The following is a 20,660-nucleotide window of genomic DNA, read 5'->3' as shown; positions in this document are numbered from 1 at the left end:
CTTTCGAAAGTAAGATATATAAGGTAGTTTTACAAGCTTGAAAAAGATAATGTTCAAACTTGTTCCTTCAAAAACTGGAATGTTCAGGAGGGTGTGAGATGGGATTAGGGAAATATCTTGTCATTAGAATTATTAACGCGCTAATAGTGCTTTCGATAGTGACGTTGGTCGTCTCAGCACTCTTCGTTAAGGTAGCAGAGAAAGATCTAGAAAATAGAATCCAAGAGCTGATAAATTCTGAGTATCAAAGTTTAGCTCAAAGAGGAAGGGCCCCTGCTAATCCAGATGAGTGGAGAGCTGAAAGAATTGCCTATTATAGGCACCAATTTAAATTAGATAGACCCTATTGGTGGAGAGTCTTGTATTATTCAAAGAGGACGATAATGTTAGATTTTGGTAATACGAGAATACCGATATTTGGAACTGAGAGAAACGTAAAGAACATAATTTCATTAGCCCTTCCAAGGACGATACTCCTCTTCACAACGGCTCAAATTATAGTCATCATAATAGGGCTTCTCTTGGGTGTAAAAGCTGCTCAAATGGTGGGGAGTGCATTCGATAGATCGCTATCTATCCTGGCCCTAGTAACTACAAGTATTCCAATGTGGTGGTTTGGAATGATGTCCCTACTTATCTTCGCATTTAAGCTCGGATGGTTCCCTGCTAATTCAATGCCAGATCCTAATTTAACAGGATTAGCTCACGTCCTTGATGTTGCAAAAAGGTTAGTCCTTCCAATATTTACAATAGTCTTCGTACTCTTTGGAGGTTGGGCTTGGGTAACTAGGAATATAATGATCACAACAATGCAGGAAGACTTTATTATGGCCGCTAGGGCTAAAGGTGTCCCCGAAAGGAAGGTGATTTATGGTCACGCCTTAAGGGCTGCAGCACCTCCAATAGTCACAATGACGATATTCTCCCTGCTCGGATCACTTGGTGGTGCAATCATAACTGAGAGTGTCTTTAACTGGCCAGGTATGGGTAGGGTTTACTGGATAGCAATTCAGACAAATGAAATTAACCTTGTTATGGGTCTAACGTTCATAAGCGTCGCTCTGTACTTGACTGGAGTTATAATCGCCGACATATCATACGGATTCCTAGATCCAAGAGTCAGAGTTGGAGCTTCAGCAAAGATGTGAGGTGAGAAGAAATGAGATGGGTTGATATCAAGGATTCACTCTCAAATTTCTGGTTTGAATTCAAGAGACAAAAAACTGGAATTTTAGGGATAGCTCTATTAATCTTCTGGATTATAATCGCCCTTGGCGCTCCTTACATAACTCAGCCTGACATTCCGGATAAGTGGAAGACAATATGGATTGATTATCCGAAAGTCGTGCCACCGACGTGGGCCGGAGTGTTTAGCGGTGTAAAAGAGGCCCCCCATCTTATGATACCCCCAGAGGAGTTACAGAAGTATGTAACTAAAAGCAAAAACAAGATAATAATTGATATCCCCTATAATATGCAGTATGATGTACCTCCTCAGGATATAGTCATGATGCACGTTTCCGGTAATTCTTCAGGAAGGTTAAAACCTTCCTTAACATTGAAAGTCAAGAGGCCCGATGGAGAAGAGCTGACTTTGCTGAGCGGATTAAAGATAAAGGGATCCACGAACATTCAGATTGCAAGGGATACCAATGTTAGGAGAAATGTAATTAACTGGGTTAAAATGAAGACTGGAATCCAGTTAGATCCAACAAAGGAGTTTGAGCTTATAACAACGTTGGATACGCTAAAGGTTGTATTCGCTAAGATATCTCCGAATATGCTTGACTCACCCGAGCCACTTAGGGGTGAATATCACATAATATATGAGATAAAACTTCCAAGGGGAACTTCAGTAGATCTTTCAAAAGCTGAGGTAGTGCTCACCGGAAGAACCTACGGTTACCTTGGGACTGATGATAAGGGTAGAGATCTCTTTGCTGGACTTGTATGGGGTTCGAGAGTGTCATTAGCTGTTGGAATTTCGACTGCGGTACTCTCAGTTCTAATAGGAATATTCTACGGTGTAGCCGCAGCGTACTTTGGTGGCTGGACGGATGAGCTAATGATGAGATTCCAGGAGTTCATGGCTTCAATACCAACGCTTCCAATTCTAATCCTCCTGGGAACTTACTTTGGAGGTCATATCCAGCTTTGGCAGATAGTTTTACTATTAGCAGTGTTCGGTTGGGTGGGAATAGCGAGAGTTGCGAGAAGTATGGCGTACCAGATTAAGGAGCAGACTTATGTAGAGGCCGCGATAGCGCTTGGTGCTGGAACCGGAAGGATTATCTTCAAGCACATGGTTCCACAGTTGCTACCTTACGCATTTGCTCAGATGGCTTTAAGCGTTCCAGGTGCCGTTCTAGCCGAGGCTTCTCTAAGCTTCTTGGGACTTGGTGATCCAACCCAGGTAACATGGGGTCAGATACTCCACGATGCCCAAGTTGCCGGAGCTGCCGTTAATGGCTATTGGTGGTGGGTGATTCCTCCAGGAATAGCTATCGCACTAGTAGCTTTGACGTTCGTCTTGATTGGTACCGCGTTAGATAGAGTCCTGAACCCGAGGCTCAGGAGATTATGAGGTGGTTGGTATGGGTAAGAAGATACTTGAGGTTAAGAACCTTAAGATGTATTACTTCACCTCTAGGGGCCCCGTTAAGGCCGTTGACGACGTTACCTTCGACTTAGAGAAGGGTGAAGTTCTTGGCTTAGCTGGAGAGAGTGGTTGCGGAAAATCATCTATTGGATTCACTCTAATGGGAATGCCCCAGCCCCCAGGAAGAATCGTTGGTGGTAGCATAAAGATCGACGGTAGGGAAATTGTTGGATTACCTGAGGATGTCCTGAGAAGGGAGATAAGATGGCAGAAGATTTCAATGATCTTCCAGGGGGCAATGAATGCTCTCAATCCAGTTTATACCGTGGGATATCAAATGATTGAACCCTTGATATATCACAAGGGAATGGACAGGGAAGATGCTTTAGACAGGGCTATGAAGTATTTAGAGCTCGTAGGACTCGACCCAGAGATCGTTTACAGGTATCCCCACGAGCTTTCAGGTGGAATGAAACAAAGGGTTGTAATAGCAATGGCCCTACTCCTGGAACCTGACATAGTAATAGCCGACGAGCCAACAACGGCTTTAGACGTGGTAGTTCAAGCTCAAATAATTAATTTAATGAAGAGGTTAAAGAAGAAGCTTGGCCTCTCAATGATATTCATTACCCACGACTTAAGCATTCTTGCTGAGATTAGTGATAGAGTGGCTGTGATGTACGCTGGGAAGCTCGTGGAGATCGGGCCTAGTGAGAAGATCTATTACGAACCAGCCCATCCATACACTCAGAAACTCCTAGCCGCAATTCCTAGACTTCACGAAGATGTCGAAAAACTTGAATTCATTCCTGGGAGTCCACCGAACTTGATTAACCCGCCAAGCGGTTGCAGATTCCACCCAAGGTGTCCTTATGCAATGGATAAGTGCAAGGAAGAGGAGCCGAAGATGGTTGAGGTTGATAAGGATCACTATGCAGCATGCTGGCTCCTGTGAGGTGAGAGCATGTCCGAGCCAATACTGAAGGTTGAAAACCTTAAAAAGTACTTCCCAGTAAGAAGGGGATTTCTCTCAGCTTTAAGAGGAGAACCTCAGAAGTTCGTGAAGGCGGTTGATGGCGTAAGCTTTGAAATCTACAAGCAACAGGTCTTCGCCTTGGTTGGAGAGAGCGGTTGCGGAAAAACAACGACTGGAAAGCTGATAGTAAAGTTACTTGAGCCAACTGATGGAAAGATATACCTCGAGGGCCAGGATGTTACGGAGTTGAGGACTAAGGAGGAGATAAAGGCTTATAGAAGGAAGGTTCAGATGATATTCCAGGATCCCTTTAGCTCAATGAACCCGAGGTTCAGGATATATGATGTCTTGGAAGAGCCTTTGCTCATTCATGGGATAGGAGAAACGAGGGCCGAGCGTGAGGAGTTGATATATAAAGCCTTAGAAATGGTAAAGATAACGCCACCGGAGGAGTACGTTGGCAGATTCCCTCACATGCTTTCCGGTGGTCAGAGGCAGAGGGTAGCTATCGCTAGAGCATTAATCCTCAACCCAACTTTCGTGGTCGCTGATGAGCCTGTTTCAATGCTTGACGTTTCGATTAGGGCTGAGATTCTGGAACTCATGAAGGAGCTTAAGGAGAAGATGGGTGTCACTTACCTCTACATTACTCACGATCTTTCGACCGCTAGATACTTCGCCGACTGGATTGCGGTAATGTACCTTGGAAGGATAGTGGAGATGGGTCCTGCGAAGGAGATCATAGACAATCCTCTCCATCCATACACGAGGGCGTTGCTAGCAGCTGTCCCAGAGCCGATCCCTGAGAGGAAAGATGTGATTAAAGAATTGCCAATTAAGGGTGAAGTTCCAAGTGCCGTGAACATACCTTCAGGATGTAGATTCCATCCGAGGTGCATATACTTCAAGAAAGGCTTGTGCGATGTTAAGCAACCCCAGCTGATAGAGTACAGCCACAATCATTGGGTTGAGTGCCATAGGGTAGGAGAGATTTAGCGGTGCTAAGAAATGGGAATCAAGGATGCGGTTAGGTATCCAACTATACTCTTTGGCCTCCTCTTACTTTTCTTATCCCTTGGGTTAGCCCTTATCTCGATGAAAGCCGAGCTTGAAAGAGAAGAGCTTAAGGGGACTCTTACTCCAGGATCACACTTCCTATACTCAGATAGGATAATAACGATAGTGGACTGTAACTTAACTCTGTACTCAAAAAATGCAAGTGTTTCTGTCTATTCTGGTGGAAAGTACTATTCTCTGGAGCTTTCAAACAACACAATTACGTTGAGTGATATGGAAGATTACCCAAAAATAGAAACAGATGGAGAAGTTTTGTACACCCTCTCCGTAATTGGATATGCTTATCCATACTCTTGGCTCTCTCCCATAGGTTTCGTTCTAATGATCGCGGGAAGCATTCTCTCATTATTAGGTTTCGCTAGCTATCTTCAGGGTGAGATGGAAAAGGTCAAAAAGAAGAGGCGCAAAGAAAGATTAGGTGGTGAAGATGTACAAAGAACCCCTTGGCGTGAAGGTAGACTTTGAAAGTGGAGTAATTGAGGGAGCAAAGAAGTTAGTAAGAAGGCTAAGTGACATGAAGGGATATTTTCTAGATGAAGAAACCTGGAGAGAATTGGTGGAGAGGGAAGATCCAGTAGTCTATGAGGTATATGCTGTGGAACAGGAAGAAAAGGAAGGTGATCTAAACTTCGCTACAACCGTTCTATACCCAGGAAAAGTCGGAAAGGAGTTCTTCTTTACAAAGGGTCATTTCCATGCAAAGAGGGATAGGGCCGAAGTTTACATTGCATTAAAGGGTAAGGGTGGAATGCTCCTTCAGACTCCCGAGGGAGAGGCTAGATGGATACCTATGGAGCCCGGGACAGTTGTTTATGTTCCACCATACTGGGCCCATAGAACCGTGAACACTGGAGATGAGCCTTTCATATTCTTAGCGATCTACCCGGCGGATGCTGGGCATGATTATGGAACTATTGCTGAGAAAGGGTTTAGCAAAATTGTCATAGAGGAAAATGGTGAAGTTAAGGTCGTTGACAATCCGAGGTGGAAGAATTAATTAACATAAAAATGTTAAAATAATCCTTTTAAATTTCCAATTTTTACATCTTTTTGGTAATGGAAAATGAAGTGGAAGGTTAGGGTTCTCGTTAGGCTAAAAGAAGGACTCAACGATCCAGAAGGTAGGGTAATTGGAAATGCCCTCAAGAACCTTGGGTATAAAGTTGAGGATCTAAGGGTGCCAAAATGCTTTGAATTTATTTTAGAGAGCGATAATCCGGAGAAAGACGTCGAGGAAATGTGCAAAAGATTGTTAGCTAATCCCTTAATTCATACTTGGGAATATACCATCGAAAAATGGTGATAATCATGGTAAAATTTGCTGTAATAGTATTTCCTGGGACTAACTGTGACTTTGAGACAGTTGAAGCTATAAAAAGGGCCGGTGGGGAAGCTGAGAGGGTTTGGTATAAGCAGAGTGTGAAAGATTACGATGGAGTTGTGATCCCAGGGGGATTCAGTTACGCTGATTATTTGAGAGCTGGGGCAATAGCTGCTAGGCAAAAAGTAATGGAGGAAATAAGAGAACTTGCCGAAGAGGGAAGGCCTATACTTGGAATATGCAATGGCTTTCAGATTTTAACTGAAGCTAATCTTCTTCCCGGGGCCCTTAGACCAAATAAGATACCGAGATTTCTGTGCAAGTGGGTTCACTTAAAAGTCGTTGACGTTGAGACTCCCTTCACTTACCTCTATGAGGAAGGAGAAGTTGTGAGAATGCCGATAGCACATGCAGAGGGTAATTACTACATTGATAATCCCTCTAAGGTTAGAATTGTATTCCAGTATAGTGATGAAAAGGGAAGTATTACAGAGGAAGCAAATCCAAATGGTTCTGTGCTGAATATAGCTGGAGTTACAAATAAACAGGGAAATGTTCTTGGGATGATGCCTCACCCTGAGAGGGCGAGTGACCGCTTCCTGGGGAGTGAAGATGGGTTAAAAGTGTTCAAAAGTATAGTGGAGTGGATGAAGAAGTAATATCACCTCCTTATGCGGTAGAACGGCTGAAGTTACTTTAGGCGGATATATTTAACTGGGAAATGTATTTGAGTGAGGACTTATTCTTCTCTCTCAAATTCTAAAACTCGGGAATATAGTTAGATTCTCGTTGATGTTTTCAGTTGCATCTCCTAAACCTACGTGGATATTCTAACCTCAACACAAGGGCACATTCCACTCCCAACACATTTTACTCTCAACATGAAGGACAATATTATACGCTAACTCCCAGAGGTCTATCTCATCCATTTTCATAATAACATTCTGCGAGACGCACACCACATGCGAAAACACTCCAGATGGTTTCTCATTTACACGTAACTCCAAATCGACGCGGATACAAACCCCTCCCATCTTTCCATCAAACCAAACATCATACCCCTTAACGTAATCACTAAATTCATTTACCTCCGATAACTTCTTACCCTCAAACATCCTCTTAATTTCCCTCTTGATGATCTCGGTTTTTTCCTCAATACCCATCTCAACTCCCATCTCAGTTTCAGTTGATAGGATTTAGGGTGAGTGATTGACATTTCTTTGTCAAAATAAATCTTAAAAATTTAAAATTTTTACATTTTTCTGGCAAATAAGGAGGTGTCACGATGTTTCCCCAGGAGGAAAAGTTAATTCGTGAGAGACTTGGAAGGGAACCGAACGATGTTGAAAGGGCAATGCTTGAGGTAATGTGGAGTGAGCACGTCTCCTATAAGTCGAGCAGAAAATGGTTGAAGTTATTACCTACAAAAAACGAGCACGTTGTTTTGGGCCCAGGAGAGGATGCTGGAATAATTAAATTTGATGATAAAACTTGGATCGTAATTGGAATAGAGAGTCATAATCATCCTTCCGCTGTTGAACCCTATGGCGGTGCTGCCACTGGTGTTGGTGGAATAGTTAGGGATATTTTATGTATGGGGGCTAGGCCGATAGCTCTGCTCGACCCAATAAGGTTCGGCCCTTTGGAGAAGGAGAAGAACAGGTATCTCTTCGAATACGTGGTTAAGGGAATATCTGATTATGGAAACAGAATAGGAGTTCCCACTGTGGGAGGGGAGACTGAATTTGACGAAAGCTTAGACAACTACACTCTAGTTAACGTTGCTTGTGTTGGAATAATGAAACCTGAACACCTCGTCCACAGCTACGTAACAGAGCCGGGCTTAAAGCTAATCATAGTGGGAAATAGGACTGGAAGGGATGGCATTCATGGGGTCACCTTTGCTAGCGAAGAGTTAAGTGAAAATGCTGAAGAAGAAGATAGGTCAGCTGTCCAAATTCCAGATCCCTTTACGGAGAAGCTATTAATTGAGGCAACGCTTGAAGCTGTCTATACTGGAAAGGTTAGGGCCCTCAAGGATTTAGGTGGGGGAGGATTAACCTGTGCCGCTTCAGAGATGGTTGGGAAGAGAGGCTTTGGCGCAATAATTTATGCTGACAAAGTTCTCTTAAGGGAGCCTGGAATGACCCCTCTTGAAGTTATGATATCAGAAAGCCAGGAGAGAATGCTTTTCGCGGTAAGACCTGAAGATGTTGAAGAGCTTGCAAGGATCTTTGAGAAGTACGAGCTTGAGTGGAGCGTCGTTGGTGAGGTTATAGAGGAACCTAAATTCATAGTTTATTGGAAGGGAAGTAAAGTTGCGGAGCTTCCAATTGATCTACTAACGGAAGTTCCAACTATTGAGTGGCCAATGAAGGAATATAAAATTGAAGAGGAAGTTGGGATCCCTAGGATATCTCTTCAGGAGGCCTTTGAGAAGGTCTGGAGAAGTCCTAACATAGTAGCAAAGAGATGGATATGGGAACAATATGACCATGAAGTTCAGGGTAGGACTGTTGTGAAGCCTGGATTTGACTCTGCAGTGCTGAAGATAAATGAGGAATATGGGATCGCTATTACGGCAGATGGAAATCCGAATCATTGTTACTTGAATCCTTACCATGGTGCGATGGGCCTCGTCGCTGAAGTTGTAAGGAACCTAGTAAGTGTCGGTGCTAAACCTTTAGCCCTCGTAGATAATCTAAACTTTGCTTCCCCTGAAAGGCCAGAGGTTTACTGGAGCTTTGCTGAAACGGTGAAGGGATTAGCTGATGCTGCTAAGGCTTTTAACTTAGCTTACGTCAGCGGAAACGTTAGCTTTTACAATGAAATCGTTGATAAGCCGATAAAGCCTACCCCTGTAGTTGCAGGTGTTGGAAAGGTAAAGCTAAGTAAAATACCTAAGGGACCTAATAAGGGAGATGTTGTAACCTTGGTTGGGGAAACCAAGAGGGAGCTTGGGGGATCCGAGCTCTACAGGGTTCTCGGAATAAGGAAGGGTATTGCTCCCAGGGTAAATTTAGAGGTGGAGAGGAAAAATGCTGAAAGCATTTTAAGGCTTATAAATGCCTCTCTCGTTAGTTTCGTGCACGATTTATCTAGGGGAGGACTCCTTGTAGCATTAGCTGAGGTAGCTGCATTGTTCAACGTTGGGATGGAAGTTACTATTAAAACCGATATGAACCCTGTAGAGTTCGCGTTCAGTGAAAGTCATGGTAGATATCTAGTTGTTCTTCCAGAGAGGAAACTTGAAGAGGCTAGGGAGATAACGGATCTTAAGGTTATCGGAAGGATAATAGGATCTAATTCGTTCAGCGTTAAGATAAATGACGAAGTTTTACTCTGGAATCTAGATAAGCTCAAGGATGTTTATTGGAACACCCTTTATAGGTTAATGGATTAACCTTTTATTCCTCCTTTCGCTTCTTCAATCATGGTTGCGATAATATTCGATATGGATGGGGTTCTTTACAGGGGGAACAGGGCAATTCCTGGGGTAAGAGAGCTTATAGAATTCTTAAAGGAAAGGGGTATCCCCTTCGCTTTCCTCACGAACAACTCAACGAAAACACCAGAGATGTATAGAGAAAAGCTACTTAAGATGGGAATTGACGTTTCCTCCAGCATCATAATAACCTCTGGTCTTGCGACGAGGCTTTACATGAGTAAACACCTTGATCCAGGTAAAATCTTTGTCATCGGGGGAGAGGGGTTAGTTAAGGAGATGCAAGCCCTTGGCTGGGGGATAGTCACGCTTGATGAAGCAAGGCAGGGATCTTGGAAAGAGGTAAAGCACGTTGTCGTCGGCTTGGATCCTGATTTGACTTATGAAAAGCTAAAGTATGCGACATTAGCCATAAGGAATGGGGCTACCTTTATAGGAACTAACCCTGATGCGACGCTCCCTGGCGAAGAGGGTATCTATCCTGGGGCCGGATCTATAATAGCTGCTCTAAAGGTGGCAACTAACGTAGAGCCAATAATAATAGGGAAGCCCAATGAGCCCATGTATGAGGTTGTGAGAGAGATGTTCCCTGGGGAGGAACTTTGGATGGTGGGAGATAGGTTGGATACTGATATAGCCTTTGCCAAGAAGTTTGGCATGAAAGCGATAATGGTATTAACTGGGGTTAGCTCACTTGAAGATATAAAAAAGAGTGAGTACAAACCGGACTTAGTCCTTCCAAGCGTTTATGAGTTGATTGACTATCTTAAAACTCTATAATCTTCTTTAATGCTATCGGAATCTTCTCAGCTACATCCCTGGCCGTGAAGGCTTCTCCCTTTTCTTCCATAACTAGATCTCCGGCAAAACCTACTAGGAATGCCCCCGCAGCGGCAGCTTTTAATGCTTTATTTCCCAACGCTAAGAACGCCCCAACAGTTCCTGCAAGCACATCTCCCGTTCCTCCAGTTGTCATTCCCCTGTTCCCTGTTTTGTTGTAAAGCCACACTTTTCCGTCGCTTATTACGTCGTACTTTCCTTTGAGCAGTATTGTTGCTCCTATTTCCTTCGCCCTTCTCATGACAACCTTTCCTTTCTCGACTAGATCTTCTGGAACCTTTTCACCGAAGAGTAGCTTGAACTCTCCGGCATGGGGCGTTAAGACGATCTCTTTACCCTTAAGGATGTCTTTGAACTCCGCAATTATCTTGAGTCCATCCGCATCAACAACAATCGGCTTCTCAACCCTCTCAATGATCCCCTTGACGAATTCTTTTGTCTCTTCCCTAACTCCAATTCCAGGCCCTATGACGATTGCATCAACCTTTTCCACTAGCTCTAGTGCACTTTTAATATGCTCGGGAGTAAAGTTTAAACCATCAACTTCCCTAACTATTAGATCAGGATCATTTACCCTTCTGGCCGCATTTTGAGGGAGGAGTAGGAATACCAGATCTACCAAGTGCTTTGCTGCACTCGCAGCTAGCACTGGGGCTCCATAGTAGTTTTCACTTCCTCCAATTATCAAAAGCTTCCCATTCTGCCCCTTGTGTTCTCCTTTTCTTTTATAGGCGAATTTGACATGGGCTGGTCCTACGAGGTATTTGAGCTCTTTTGGGTAGCCTATTTTAGCAATTATCCTTTTAAAATCTTTAAATTCTTCTTTATCCCACTGAAACGTTACTGCAAAATCGGCCTTTACTCTAATTTCGCTTGGATATCCGCTTGGTAGGTCTATGCTAACTATCTTTACCTTTCCACTGTACTCGTTTATCTTCTCTATTGCAGATTTTATCGGTTCCCTGGGTTTTCCCCTTGTTCCGGCCCCCAGGAGGGCATCAACTATTATGTCAAATTCACTTAAGTCTAGCTCTCTTATTTGGCTTGAATCCTTGAGCACCTTTATTTTGACGAAGTCTAAATTCTTCAGTATGTTCCAGTTCAGTTTAGCTTCTTCACTCCTTATCTTAACTTCTTCTCCAATTAAGAACACTGTAACATCGTTTTCATAACTTAAGTGCCTTGCAGCAACGAACCCATCTCCACCGTTGTTCCCGGTTCCGCAGAAAACTGCTATCTTAAGATTTTTCCCGAACTTCTCTTCTATAACCCTAGCAACACTTGCCCCCGCATTCTCCATGAGTTGGTACGGAGTTACACCGAGCCATCTTGCGTTGATATCCCATATGTAAACATCCTCAATCTTCATGGTGATCACCAAAAATTATGAGGAAGGGGAAACCTAATAAGCTTCAGCCAAGCTGGGTTTAGTTCCCCACACATGCTCATCTACATCTATCTTGACATCAAGGGGATCGAGCTTCTTGACTTCGAATCCCTTCTTCTTGCCCCACTTTTCAATCTGCTTAAGCACTACTCTAATTCCAAATCTTGCCAATGGGAATAAGGGGACTAGGAAAAGGTTTCCCCACATAACCTTTGGTAATCCCCTGACAATTTCCTTCGCTAAATGTTTCCAGGCATAGTAAAGGTGAAGGAACTGCCCATAGGTTATCATCTCTTCAACCTTGTAGAACTGTTCACCCTTGAGGACTCCCATAGGGACGAAAGCTAGAGGCGTTACTGTAAAGTGGGCCCTGTTCCCAAGCTTTTCTTCGAGCTCTTTCTCCATTGTGATAATTAATCTTGCGGTCATTATTTCTGCATCGTCATTGTCTCCTGGAAGTCCAAGTATTGTGGTATATGCTGGGAACCAATAGTTCTTATTAAGGACGTACGTTCCATTTAACACGACCCAGGGCCATTCCTCTGGGGAGAAGGGCTTCATCTTGTTGTTCATTAGTCTTCCAATTATTTCTGGATCCGCAGTTTCCAGGCCGACCTGGATTCCTACCCAGTGGGTATCCCCTGCTTCAACTATCCTTGATATCTCCTCTATCATCCCAGGAACAGCTAAAGCTCCAGCTACAGTTCCATGGGTTGGATTAACGTTCTTGGTATATTGTCTAGCCATTTCGAATAGCTCTATGACGGCTTCAGCATTTGGGTAGAAGTTCTTCTTATCTTCTACTTTATACAAGAATATGTCTTCGCTGTGAAGCCATGCATGGTCTATTCCAGCGTTTATATTTACCCTTATCTCCTTCTCTATTTTCTCAAGTGGCATATAGCGGGCAACCCTGAGGTTTGGTTCGCAGAAGCGACAACCTCTTCCACATCCCCTCATTACTTCCACAAGTCCTTTATAAGAGGGGGCCACTATTGTTGGTATCTCCTCTATCTTCGGACCTTTCCTTATGATTATTGTTTCATCGGCACTCCCGTTTATTATATCTTCGAATATTTTGCAAATAACGTGTTCGGCCTCTCCCATGACAACATGATCTATTTTTAATTCTTCCCTCTCTTCTTTCCTCATATCGACTTGCCAGGCTCCTGGTCCGCCCACTACTATTTTGAACTTTAATCCCTTTCTCTCCCTTACTGAGTTTATCTTCTCAACTAGCTCTCTAAATTTAACGTAGGTATAGCTTTTCCATTGTCCACCGTTGGTAAACATCATGGTTACTGGCCCTAGTCCAAAGGGATCCATCTCGTAAAGTCCAACTATCTCCGTGTTCTCATCGAGGAACATTTCCACCTTTCTTGGATGGGCGACCACGACATCCTCTCTAGGATAACATCTTAGTAACGCTGCTTCTATCTTTCTAAGCCCATAAGGAGCTTGGGTTAGTACTCCGTTTTTATCTGGTATTTGAGAATCTAGGAACCTAAACACCCATTTTGGGATTTTATCATAGGGTGCACATCCAAAGAAGTCGAGCAGGGGGACGTTGTGGTAAGTACTTGTTAGGGTTTCATCGGTGGTTAAAACTATCTTTGCCATTTTAACCACCTACATCTGAAAGATTAGTTTCATACTTAAGAAAGTTACGCTTGCACTTAAAAACTTAAACTCTTAATATCCTTTTTAAAATGATGACGAGAAAGAAGGAATTAGCTATAGCTCTATCAAAGCTTAAGGGGTTTAAAAATCCAAAGGTGTGGTTGGAGCAATACAGAACTCCGGGAAACGCGGCTTCCGAATTGCTTTGGTTGGCCTATTCACTTGGAGATATAGAGGGGAAAGTGGTGGCCGACCTAGGGGCCGGAACAGGGGTTTTGAGCTATGGGGCCCTTCTTCTTGGGGCTAAGGAAGTGATCTGCGTTGAAGTTGATAAAGAAGCTGTTGATGTTCTAATTGAAAATTTAGGTGAATTTAAGGGTAAGTTTAAGGTATTCATAGGGGATGTCTCTGAATTCAACTCTAGGGTTGATATTGTGATAATGAATCCTCCCTTTGGAAGTCAAAGGAAGCATGCTGATAGGCCCTTCCTTTTAAAAGCTTTCGAGATAAGTGATGTTGTTTACTCCATCCACTTAGCAAAACCTGAGGTGAGGAGGTTTATAGAAAAGTTTTCCTGGGAACATGGGTTTGTAGTAACTCATAGGCTCACAACGAAGATAGAGATACCACTCCAGTTCTTTTTCCATAGGAAGAAGTTAGAGCGGATTACCGTAGATATTTACAGGTTCAGTAAGGTTATAAATTCGAGATAAAGGTAAGGCATATTAAGACTTCTTGACCTTGATCCATGCTCCTAATCCCACTTGTTTTGTTTTCTGCCACCTAAGGTCTTCCCTTTTGTACCCAAAAGCTTTGAGTATTCTTTCAACGGCAGGTAAGACTTGGTTCTCTATGTAGTATTCGGCGTCGTATTTATGCTTCCTGGGATCGAATTCTTCTATTGAGATAGCCCTCTTACTTATCGGGCCATCACCCCTGAGGACTATGTACCCTATCACCATCCCAGGTTTCACCTTGATTCCCCTGGCCATAAGCCTCTTTGCCACGGCTACGTGGGGCCCTATTGCCTTGTATTCATTTATTGGCCTCGTTATCTGCTCGTATATGACCAGCTTTTCTGGGGGAACTTCATAATTTGTCAGCTTTTCGGTTACATCCTTAACTATCTTGACGGCCTCTTCAACATTACCGTGCTTGAGTATGGCCTCTAAAACTCTTGCTTGGGTCTCCTTTGCTATCTCACTCCAGTCCCTCCTAACTATCTCTAGACCTCTTGTCACTATCTTTCCTTCCTCATCTATCAGGGCATACTTCTTCTTTGTGACGAAGAACCCCCTTGCGTAAAAGCCCTCATATTCGAGTTCGAGAACTCCTGGGAGCTTGGAGTTTATATAGTCTACGAACTCTAAGGCCCTCCTTTTAACCTCTTCCCAGTCCTTAACCCCAGGAATAGTCGCGTAGAGTCCATCCGTGTCTATATACAGGACTTTAAATCCTCTAGCTTCAAGTTCTCTCCTAACTAAATCTATGTATTGCCTCCCCCATGCCGTAACGCTTTCTGCGCACTCTTTGCAGTACCATCTAGCTTTCGCATAACCATAATACCCGTAATAACTGTTGTGTGCGTAAAGTAGTCCGAAGCCAACGAGGAAGTTCTCATTATCCTCAACACTTAGATCATAAACGTAGCCCTCGTATTTTTCAACTTCGATAGATTCGACGCTATCAAGTACTATATCCCCATTGGAGGATTCCTTCTTATTTATGTAAACTCTGTAAACCCCTTTCTCATGTTCAATCTTTATATCCGAAACTCCAATGGAGTTCAGGAGAAGGATAAGCTGGTTAACTAATAGCTCACTCTTAGTGGAGAACGTTAATTCTTCAGCATTACCGTTGAGTCCCTTAAGGAAGGCTACCTTAATATCCATTGGGGATGTGAAGATGAACTCTGGAATTCTCTTACCTTCCGCTAAAACTCTAAATATGGCATGGCTAATTTTCCCTGATACCTCAATATATCCTCTTCCTCTCCTCACCTTTCCAAATAACTTCTCGGCAAGTTTCGCTATATCCTCGAGAACGTTTTGATCTTTACTGTGGAACTTCACCCTATCTTTCTCTACATCTCCGCTACTTATGTAGTAACCTAGGAGCTTTGCAAATGAATCATCTACATCAATGAAGGTACCTATCTTAGGACCCCTAGGTTCTCCAATTATCCACTCCTTAAGTTCTTCTATTGGCATTAAGCTCACTACATCCCTGAGAGAGTTAAATTCAACCATGTATGCCCTGCTATTACCGTTATATTTCAGGTTCTTAATGAGGGTCTCGTAAAGCTTCCTGTACCTCTTAAGTGACTCCCAGTCGAGAACTTCACAGCCTCTTCTCTTGAGCTTAACGTATCCTAATCTTTCAAGATGCTTGAGATAGCGCCCTGCGGTTCTTGGCCTTTCTCCCTCCCCGAAGATCCAGTATAATGTTTTGAGCATCCCTTTGAAGAAATTCTTTCTACCTTTAACTGGGATCATCATTACGATGTTCGATGTCTCCTCTTCGGGTAATTTCAGGAGTAGTTCAACGAGATTTAGCACTTGCTTGCTTTCTGGAAGTTTTAACCTTCCTGGAACGACAACGAGATCACCAGGCTTGAGTTCATCTCCCCTGACCTTAACTAGCTTTCCATTTTTTACTGAGAACAGACTATGACCTGAGGTTATTTTGATCCTTCTCCCTGACTTTAGTTTAATGCTGTAAACCTTCCCTGAATAGCGGTGTCTAATTAGGGCCTTTACCTTCTTGAGCTCGCTCTTTTTTGTTTCTCTATTGAAGGAAAGGGCTTTAAGATCTTTAACCTCTAGAATTTCAGTTTCACCATCCCTCTTCACTCTCTCAGCGTTTTCCTCAATCTCCCTATCTATGAAGTCTCCAATTTTTACGAATCGAACTTTTTCATTTTCAACAATTGGGAGCCATTCATCTGGTAAAATGCTGTTTGCTAAGATCTTGATAGCCCGTTGCCTGTAGTCGAGGAGCTTTTTCTCAACGGGATCTTTGCTCTCCTTCATTCTCTTCTTGATCTTTTGCCTTTCTTCGAGTAGCTGACCAAGTAGACTTGGAATGAACCCTGGAAAGTCTTTACAGAAGCGGTGTCCTACCTTGGGAGCCACGTCATATTCCTCGCATCCTTCTCGGTTGAGGGTATCGGGAGAAACGTTGTGGGTTATTATTATTGAGGGATATAGACTGCGGAAGTCTAAGCTTACTATTCCCTCCCATAATCCCTTTTCTGGCTCCTTTACATATCCTCCCTCGTAACTTTCCCTTAGCCTTCTCTCATACTCCTTTTCATCTGGCTTGTTAGGGGCTAGCTCGTTCCTTTCATATGCTTTTCTGAGGAGGAACCACTCAACTAAGTTTCCTGTACTGGATCTAGAAACATCCCAAACTGGTTGTCCGACGAGCCTTGCGAGCTGGGCTTCCATCGGAAAGAACTCTCTCCCGAGCTCGTAAGTTACCTTGGCGTCCTCCATTGAGTACTTTGCAACTCTCTCGAGTCCTTCCCCAGTTTCCCAGGCCTTTGCAATCTCATCTGCATATACCTTCTCCTTCGGCTTACCAAATATGGCCTCGTAAACCGCTTCAAGTGTGTAAGTTGGCAAGTTTATTGTTCTCCGTATCACAGGGAAGAGATCAAAGTGTATTCTCCCTTTTATCTCTACCGCTAGAGAGTCACCCATTTTCTGCATTTTTGGCTCGCTATTATCCCTTCCAAGGAGGAGCTTTATACCGAGCTTTTCAGCCCTCTTTAGGAGGTATGGAAAGTCAAAGTTATCACCGTTGTAAGTGATTATTACATCCGGATCTTTCTCCTTAATTACCCTAATTAGCCTCTTTATCATTTCCCTTTCGCTCGAAACAACTTCAACATAAGGTAGATCAATTTTTTTCCAAGTTATTACCTTTGCTCCCTCTTCGTCAGCATAGCTAATCATTATCACGGGACCCTTTCCAAATTCCTCCCCTTCATGATAGAGAGTTTCTATGTCAACCGCTAGAAAAGTTAGCTTTTCATTTCCTTCCATTGGAGTCAATCCCTTGTCTATGAGGTATCTTTTTGCAAATGGAATATCGTACTCAAAAATATCAACAACCGCTGGATGCTCTCTTATCTTATCCCTTATAGCGGGAACGTCTTGGGGATGCTCAAGGTAGAGCTTCCACACTTCTATTGGCCTTCCCAAAAATTTTCTTTGAATCTTCTCGGTTTCTACAATTCTCACAACTTTTCCATGTCTTTGGGCCGTGATCTTCTTTATTTCGTCTATCGCAGAGTCATCTCTAAGGAGGGCGTAAATATATGGCCTAAAATTCCTGTCGTATTCGACTTTAAACTCACCATTTTCTTTTTTAAATATCCTAATTATCGGTTTGCCATCTTCGGTTATATAATCAGCATCCAGGATCATGCGTAACCCCTAAGTTAATGTTCTTGGATGTTGGTAATAAAAGTTAGTATCCTACATGCTTAAAAGCGTACTAGGGAAGTTTAGTGTTGGGGATAAGATGATAGAAGTGACGTTTCTTGGTGCCGGTGGTGGTAGATTCGTTACTATAACTCAGGTTAGATCGACCGGTGGGTTCTTCATAAAGGCTAGTAAGAACATCTTTGTAGATCCAGGCCCTGGGGCCTTAATAAGGATGATAAGGTATAAGCTCGATCCCAGAAAGATAGATGTGCTCTTCATTTCTCACAGGCACACGGATCACTGTAACGATGCTGAGGTTATCGTAGAAGGCATGACCTACGGTGTTACTAAGAGGAGGGGAATTCTAATTGGCTCAAGAAGTGTGGTTCACGGCGACGATGCCCATACCCCGGCCCTCAGTAAATATCATCTGGAAGCTTTAGAAGAGGTACACGCTCCAAATCCAGGAGATAGATTCAAGCTTGGAAATGAAGATATGGTGATAACCCCCTCCGTTCACAGTGATCCTACGACAATAGGGTTTAGATTGAAAACTAACTTTGGTGACATCTCTTATATAGCCGATACGGAGTATTTCGAGGGGCTCGAGGAATGGCACGACGGGACTAGGGTTCTGATAGCTTCCGTTACTAGGCCCAGGGATATGAAGATTCCCTATCACTTATCTACGGATGACGTTGTATATATGCTCAAGAAGATGAAGGAAAAACCGGAAGTTTTGATAATGACTCATCTCGGGATGAAGATGCACTTTGCTGGCCCCTATAAAGAGGCCGAGTATATTCAAAACGTTACTGGGGTTAAAACGTATGTAGCTAAGGAGGGCTTTAGAATTACGATAGGGAAGGAAATCCACGTAAAGACATTAAGGCCAGTGAGGTTCGTTTAGGACTTTAGGACATCCATTATCAATTCTCTGGCCATATCTCTGGGAAGAACCCCTGCTCTCACCTCTCTAAGTATTCTCTGTATGGCGAACCTCTTCATTATGGGTACCTTTTTCACGGCTTCCCTCCACAAAGGGCAACCGAATTTCAGTTCGTACTTCTTCCAATTGAGTATATCCAATAATTCTGGCTTACTTAGTGCTAAGAACGCTGGAAGGTTCAATATTATAATACCGTCTTTATAGTATATCGATCCACTTCCTACACTTAGCATATCCCCCGTGGCGAGGACTTTGATTCCTAACTCTCTCGCTTTTCTTTCCACCGTCTGCATAACCATGGAATGGCATCTTCCACATATGGGAGCCCTCTTTTCTATCAGCCTCTTCATCTCCTCCATATATCCTGGAACCTCCACGAATACTGTTTCCTCTTCTAATTTTGACCAATCGATCTGGGGTAGTTTTGCCGTTATTGGGATAACGTCAAATCCTGCCCATCTTAGAATTTTAACTGTTGCTGAGCTATCGCTTCCCCCAGAGTATGCCACGGCCATTTTAAAGTCTATTTTACCGCGCGGAAACTCTTTCCCTTCTAGTCTGTAATATAAAAGCTCCCTCAACCTTGTGTATACCTTCTCCCCTAGGTAATCCTTAACCCTCTCCAGGGCTCTTAAGCTAGCCCTTAACCTGAATTCCCTAATAAAGTCTCCCCTAGCTACTGGAAGCATGGATAAAGAAAAGTGGGAGAAGCTTAAAAATCTTCAGAAGAAAACCTTCCTAAAGTTCTTGCCGGCGTAAACTGCTATTCCTTCAAGCTCCTCTTCGATCCTTATGAGCTGATTGTACTTAGCGTTCCTATCGCTTCTTGCCGGAGCTCCAGTTTTAATTTGTCCAGCGTTGAGGGCAACCGCTAAGTCAGCTATCGTAGTATCTTCAGTTTCTCCACTTCTATGGGAAACTATTACACTGTATCCAGCTCTAAATGCTGTGTAAGCTGCATCCATAGCTTCTGTTAATGTACCGATCTGATTCACCTTTAGCAATAGGGCGTTTGCAGCTCCTAGTTCTATACCTTTCTTAAGTCTTCTTGGATTTGTAACGAAGAGGTCATCACCAACTATCTGGATCTTCTTTCCGAGTTCATTGGTTATCATCACGAATCCTTCCCAATCTTCCTCGTGGAACGGATCTTCTATTGAGACTATTGGATATGTCGATACGAGCTCTTTGTATAGGTCAAGTAACTCCTCCCTCGTGTATTCCTTTCCTCCTACAATGTACTTTCCATCCTTGAAGAACTCGCTGGATGCTGCATCAATTGCAAGGGCTATTTCATCTCCAGGTTTGTAGCCGGCCTCCTCTATTGCCTTTATTAGTGCATCCAAGGGTTCCGTAACTTCCTTCATCGGTGGTGCAAATCCACCTTCATCTCCAACGTTTACCGCATTCTTTCCATACTTCCCCATGATCACCCTCTTTAGGACATGATATGTTTCTGAAACCCACCTTATAGCTTCCCTAAATGAGCTAGCTCCTATGGGCATTATCATAAACTCCTGGAAGTCTAATTCGTTCCCGGCATGAACCCCGCCATTTATTACGTTGCTCAGCGGTACTGGAAGAACATAAGCGTTAACGCCTCCGAGATATTGATACAGCGGTAATTCTAGCGAATTGGCAGCTGCTTTTGCAACGGCTAAGGAAACTGCAAGAATTGCATTTGCTCCTAGATTGCTTTTGTTTTCAGTACCATCAAGCTCTATTAGCAGCTTATCTATTTCTCTCTGCCATCTAACGTCCATTCCTATTAATTCAGGAGCTATTATCTTGTTTACATTTTCTACTGCTCGCCTAACTCCCTTTCCATGATACCTCTTTCCCCCATCTCTAAGTTCAACGGCTTCATGAGTTCCAGTTGAAGCACCACTTGGGACTGCGGCCCTTCCCATTGCAATAGGAGTATGGACATCAACCTCTACCGTTGGGTTCCCCCTACTGTCAAGTATCTCCCTTGCAACGATAGCAGTAATTTCATATGGGTTTTCCATGGTC

Annotated in this window: 18 protein-coding genes; 12 read left to right on the top strand and 6 right to left on the bottom strand. The window is 43.3% G+C overall.

All coding sequences use genetic code 11. From position 1 onward, the window contains the following. The first annotated feature begins 98 nt into the window (after nucleotides 1-98). The 8 genes from PH_RS09285 (at nucleotide 99) to purQ (ending at nucleotide 6,632) form a co-directional block, all read left to right on the top strand. Nucleotides 99-1,148 (top strand): ABC transporter permease, encoded by a 1,050-nt coding sequence (locus tag PH_RS09285; protein ID WP_010886027.1) that lies wholly within the window; start codon nucleotides 99-101, stop codon nucleotides 1,146-1,148. 11 nt (nucleotides 1,149-1,159) lie between these two features. Beyond that, complete coding sequence (locus PH_RS09280; RefSeq protein WP_010886026.1) at nucleotides 1,160-2,584, top strand: ABC transporter permease; 1,425 nt, start codon at nucleotides 1,160-1,162, stop codon at nucleotides 2,582-2,584. A 10-nt stretch (nucleotides 2,585-2,594) separates the two neighbouring features. Beyond that, complete coding sequence (locus PH_RS09275; protein ID WP_048053525.1) at nucleotides 2,595-3,554, top strand: ABC transporter ATP-binding protein; 960 nt, start codon at nucleotides 2,595-2,597, stop codon at nucleotides 3,552-3,554. Between the two features lie 9 nt (nucleotides 3,555-3,563). Next, nucleotides 3,564-4,571, top strand: coding sequence for an ABC transporter ATP-binding protein (locus tag PH_RS09270; protein ID WP_010886024.1), 1,008 nt, complete (start codon nucleotides 3,564-3,566; stop codon nucleotides 4,569-4,571). A gap of 12 nt (nucleotides 4,572-4,583) precedes the next feature. Then, a complete protein-coding gene (locus tag PH_RS09265; protein ID WP_010886023.1) occupies nucleotides 4,584-5,117 on the top strand; it encodes a hypothetical protein in 534 nt (177 codons plus the stop codon). After that, nucleotides 5,080-5,649, top strand: coding sequence for a glucose-6-phosphate isomerase (gene pgiA / locus PH_RS09260; RefSeq protein WP_048053524.1), 570 nt, complete (start codon nucleotides 5,080-5,082; stop codon nucleotides 5,647-5,649). The genes PH_RS09265 and pgiA overlap by 38 nt, the downstream gene beginning before the upstream one ends. 66 nt (nucleotides 5,650-5,715) lie before the next feature. Next, the gene (gene purS, locus PH_RS09255) at nucleotides 5,716-5,955 is read left to right on the top strand and encodes a phosphoribosylformylglycinamidine synthase subunit PurS (RefSeq protein WP_010886021.1); all 240 of its coding nucleotides are present in this window, start codon (nucleotides 5,716-5,718) and stop codon (nucleotides 5,953-5,955) included. A gap of 5 nt (nucleotides 5,956-5,960) precedes the next feature. Then, nucleotides 5,961-6,632 carry a phosphoribosylformylglycinamidine synthase I gene (gene purQ, locus PH_RS09250; RefSeq protein ID WP_048053523.1) on the top strand — a complete coding sequence of 224 codons (672 nt, stop codon included), beginning with the start codon at nucleotides 5,961-5,963 and terminating at the stop codon, nucleotides 6,630-6,632. Nucleotides 6,633-6,809: 177 nt separating this feature from the next. Here the strand turns inward: purQ and PH_RS09245 are convergent, their stop codons facing one another. Next, complete coding sequence (locus PH_RS09245; protein WP_048053522.1) at nucleotides 6,810-7,136, bottom strand: hypothetical protein; 327 nt, start codon at nucleotides 7,134-7,136, stop codon at nucleotides 6,810-6,812. A gap of 122 nt (nucleotides 7,137-7,258) precedes the next feature. Between PH_RS09245 and purL the strand changes: the two genes are divergently transcribed. Then, entirely contained in the window at nucleotides 7,259-9,376 is a 2,118-nt protein-coding gene (purL, locus tag PH_RS09240) for a phosphoribosylformylglycinamidine synthase subunit PurL (RefSeq protein WP_010886018.1), read from the top strand. A gap of 30 nt (nucleotides 9,377-9,406) precedes the next feature. Next, nucleotides 9,407-10,198, top strand: a complete 792-nt coding sequence (locus PH_RS09235) for an HAD-IIA family hydrolase (protein ID WP_010886017.1) — start codon at nucleotides 9,407-9,409, stop codon at nucleotides 10,196-10,198. Here the strand turns inward: PH_RS09235 and PH_RS09230 are convergent. Together PH_RS09230 and PH_RS09225 are read right to left on the bottom strand one after the other, a co-directional pair. Further along, nucleotides 10,185-11,627, bottom strand: coding sequence for a bifunctional ADP-dependent NAD(P)H-hydrate dehydratase/NAD(P)H-hydrate epimerase (locus PH_RS09230; protein WP_048053521.1), 1,443 nt, complete (start codon nucleotides 11,625-11,627; stop codon nucleotides 10,185-10,187). The two genes, PH_RS09235 and PH_RS09230, sit on opposite strands and share 14 nt — an antisense overlap. Before the next feature lie 33 nt (nucleotides 11,628-11,660). Next, nucleotides 11,661-13,265, bottom strand: coding sequence for a B12-binding domain-containing radical SAM protein (locus PH_RS09225; RefSeq protein WP_048053520.1), 1,605 nt, complete (start codon nucleotides 13,263-13,265; stop codon nucleotides 11,661-11,663). An 89-nt stretch (nucleotides 13,266-13,354) separates the two neighbouring features. Here PH_RS09225 and PH_RS09220 point away from each other — a divergent pair, with 89 nt between their 5' ends. Then, a complete protein-coding gene (locus PH_RS09220; protein WP_010886014.1) occupies nucleotides 13,355-13,978 on the top strand; it encodes an METTL5 family protein in 624 nt (207 codons plus the stop codon). Between the two features lie 12 nt (nucleotides 13,979-13,990). Here PH_RS09220 and PH_RS09215 read toward each other — a convergent pair whose 3' ends face one another. Then, nucleotides 13,991-17,698 carry a DNA polymerase domain-containing protein gene (locus PH_RS09215; RefSeq protein ID WP_010886013.1) on the bottom strand — a complete coding sequence of 1,236 codons (3,708 nt, stop codon included), beginning with the start codon at nucleotides 17,696-17,698 and terminating at the stop codon, nucleotides 13,991-13,993. Nucleotides 17,699-17,795: 97 nt separating this feature from the next. On the opposite strand from PH_RS09215, the gene PH_RS09210 reads away from it, so the two are divergent. After that, nucleotides 17,796-18,608, top strand: coding sequence for an MBL fold metallo-hydrolase (locus tag PH_RS09210; protein WP_048053617.1), 813 nt, complete (start codon nucleotides 17,796-17,798; stop codon nucleotides 18,606-18,608). On the opposite strand, the gene PH_RS09205 is transcribed toward PH_RS09210, so the two are convergent. Further along, entirely contained in the window at nucleotides 18,605-19,336 is a 732-nt protein-coding gene (locus PH_RS09205) for a hypothetical protein (protein WP_010886010.1), read from the bottom strand. The genes PH_RS09210 and PH_RS09205 overlap by 4 nt on opposite strands. Nucleotides 19,337-19,369: 33 nt before the next feature. Next, a complete protein-coding gene (gene eno / locus PH_RS09200; RefSeq protein WP_010886009.1) occupies nucleotides 19,370-20,656 on the bottom strand; it encodes a phosphopyruvate hydratase in 1,287 nt (428 codons plus the stop codon). Nucleotides 20,657-20,660 lie beyond the last annotated feature (4 nt).

Origin of the sequence: Pyrococcus horikoshii OT3 (assembly GCF_000011105.1) — an archaeon.
In the GTDB taxonomy this organism is placed as follows: domain Archaea; phylum Methanobacteriota_B; class Thermococci; order Thermococcales; family Thermococcaceae; genus Pyrococcus; species Pyrococcus horikoshii.
The sequence above is the reverse complement of the archived record's forward strand: the minus strand, read 5'-3'. Positions and strand labels throughout refer to the sequence as shown.

Bases quoted from the DNA above. Each gene is read 5' to 3' on its own strand.
- PH_RS09235 (WP_010886017.1), top strand. From the start codon at position 9,407: ATGGTTGCGATAATATTCGATATGGATGGGGTTCTTTACAGGGGGAAC.
- pgiA (WP_048053524.1), top strand. From the start codon at position 5,080: ATGTACAAAGAACCCCTTGGCGTGAAGGTAGACTTTGAAAGTGGAGTA.
- purS (WP_010886021.1), top strand. From the start codon at position 5,716: ATGAAGTGGAAGGTTAGGGTTCTCGTTAGGCTAAAAGAAGGACTCAAC.
- PH_RS09280 (WP_010886026.1), top strand. From the start codon at position 1,160: ATGAGATGGGTTGATATCAAGGATTCACTCTCAAATTTCTGGTTTGAA.
- purL (WP_010886018.1), top strand. From the start codon at position 7,259: ATGTTTCCCCAGGAGGAAAAGTTAATTCGTGAGAGACTTGGAAGGGAA.
- PH_RS09225 (WP_048053520.1), bottom strand. From the start codon at position 13,265: ATGGCAAAGATAGTTTTAACCACCGATGAAACCCTAACAAGTACTTAC.
- PH_RS09205 (WP_010886010.1), bottom strand. From the start codon at position 19,336: ATGCTTCCAGTAGCTAGGGGAGACTTTATTAGGGAATTCAGGTTAAGG.
- PH_RS09245 (WP_048053522.1), bottom strand. From the start codon at position 7,136: ATGGGTATTGAGGAAAAAACCGAGATCATCAAGAGGGAAATTAAGAGG.
- eno (WP_010886009.1), bottom strand. From the start codon at position 20,656: ATGGAAAACCCATATGAAATTACTGCTATCGTTGCAAGGGAGATACTT.
- PH_RS09275 (WP_048053525.1), top strand. From the start codon at position 2,595: ATGGGTAAGAAGATACTTGAGGTTAAGAACCTTAAGATGTATTACTTC.
- purQ (WP_048053523.1), top strand. From the start codon at position 5,961: ATGGTAAAATTTGCTGTAATAGTATTTCCTGGGACTAACTGTGACTTT.
- PH_RS09210 (WP_048053617.1), top strand. From the start codon at position 17,796: ATGATAGAAGTGACGTTTCTTGGTGCCGGTGGTGGTAGATTCGTTACT.
- PH_RS09230 (WP_048053521.1), bottom strand. From the start codon at position 11,627: ATGAAGATTGAGGATGTTTACATATGGGATATCAACGCAAGATGGCTC.
- PH_RS09215 (WP_010886013.1), bottom strand. From the start codon at position 17,698: ATGATCCTGGATGCTGATTATATAACCGAAGATGGCAAACCGATAATT.
- PH_RS09270 (WP_010886024.1), top strand. From the start codon at position 3,564: ATGTCCGAGCCAATACTGAAGGTTGAAAACCTTAAAAAGTACTTCCCA.
- PH_RS09285 (WP_010886027.1), top strand. From the start codon at position 99: ATGGGATTAGGGAAATATCTTGTCATTAGAATTATTAACGCGCTAATA.
- PH_RS09265 (WP_010886023.1), top strand. From the start codon at position 4,584: ATGGGAATCAAGGATGCGGTTAGGTATCCAACTATACTCTTTGGCCTC.
- PH_RS09220 (WP_010886014.1), top strand. From the start codon at position 13,355: ATGATGACGAGAAAGAAGGAATTAGCTATAGCTCTATCAAAGCTTAAG.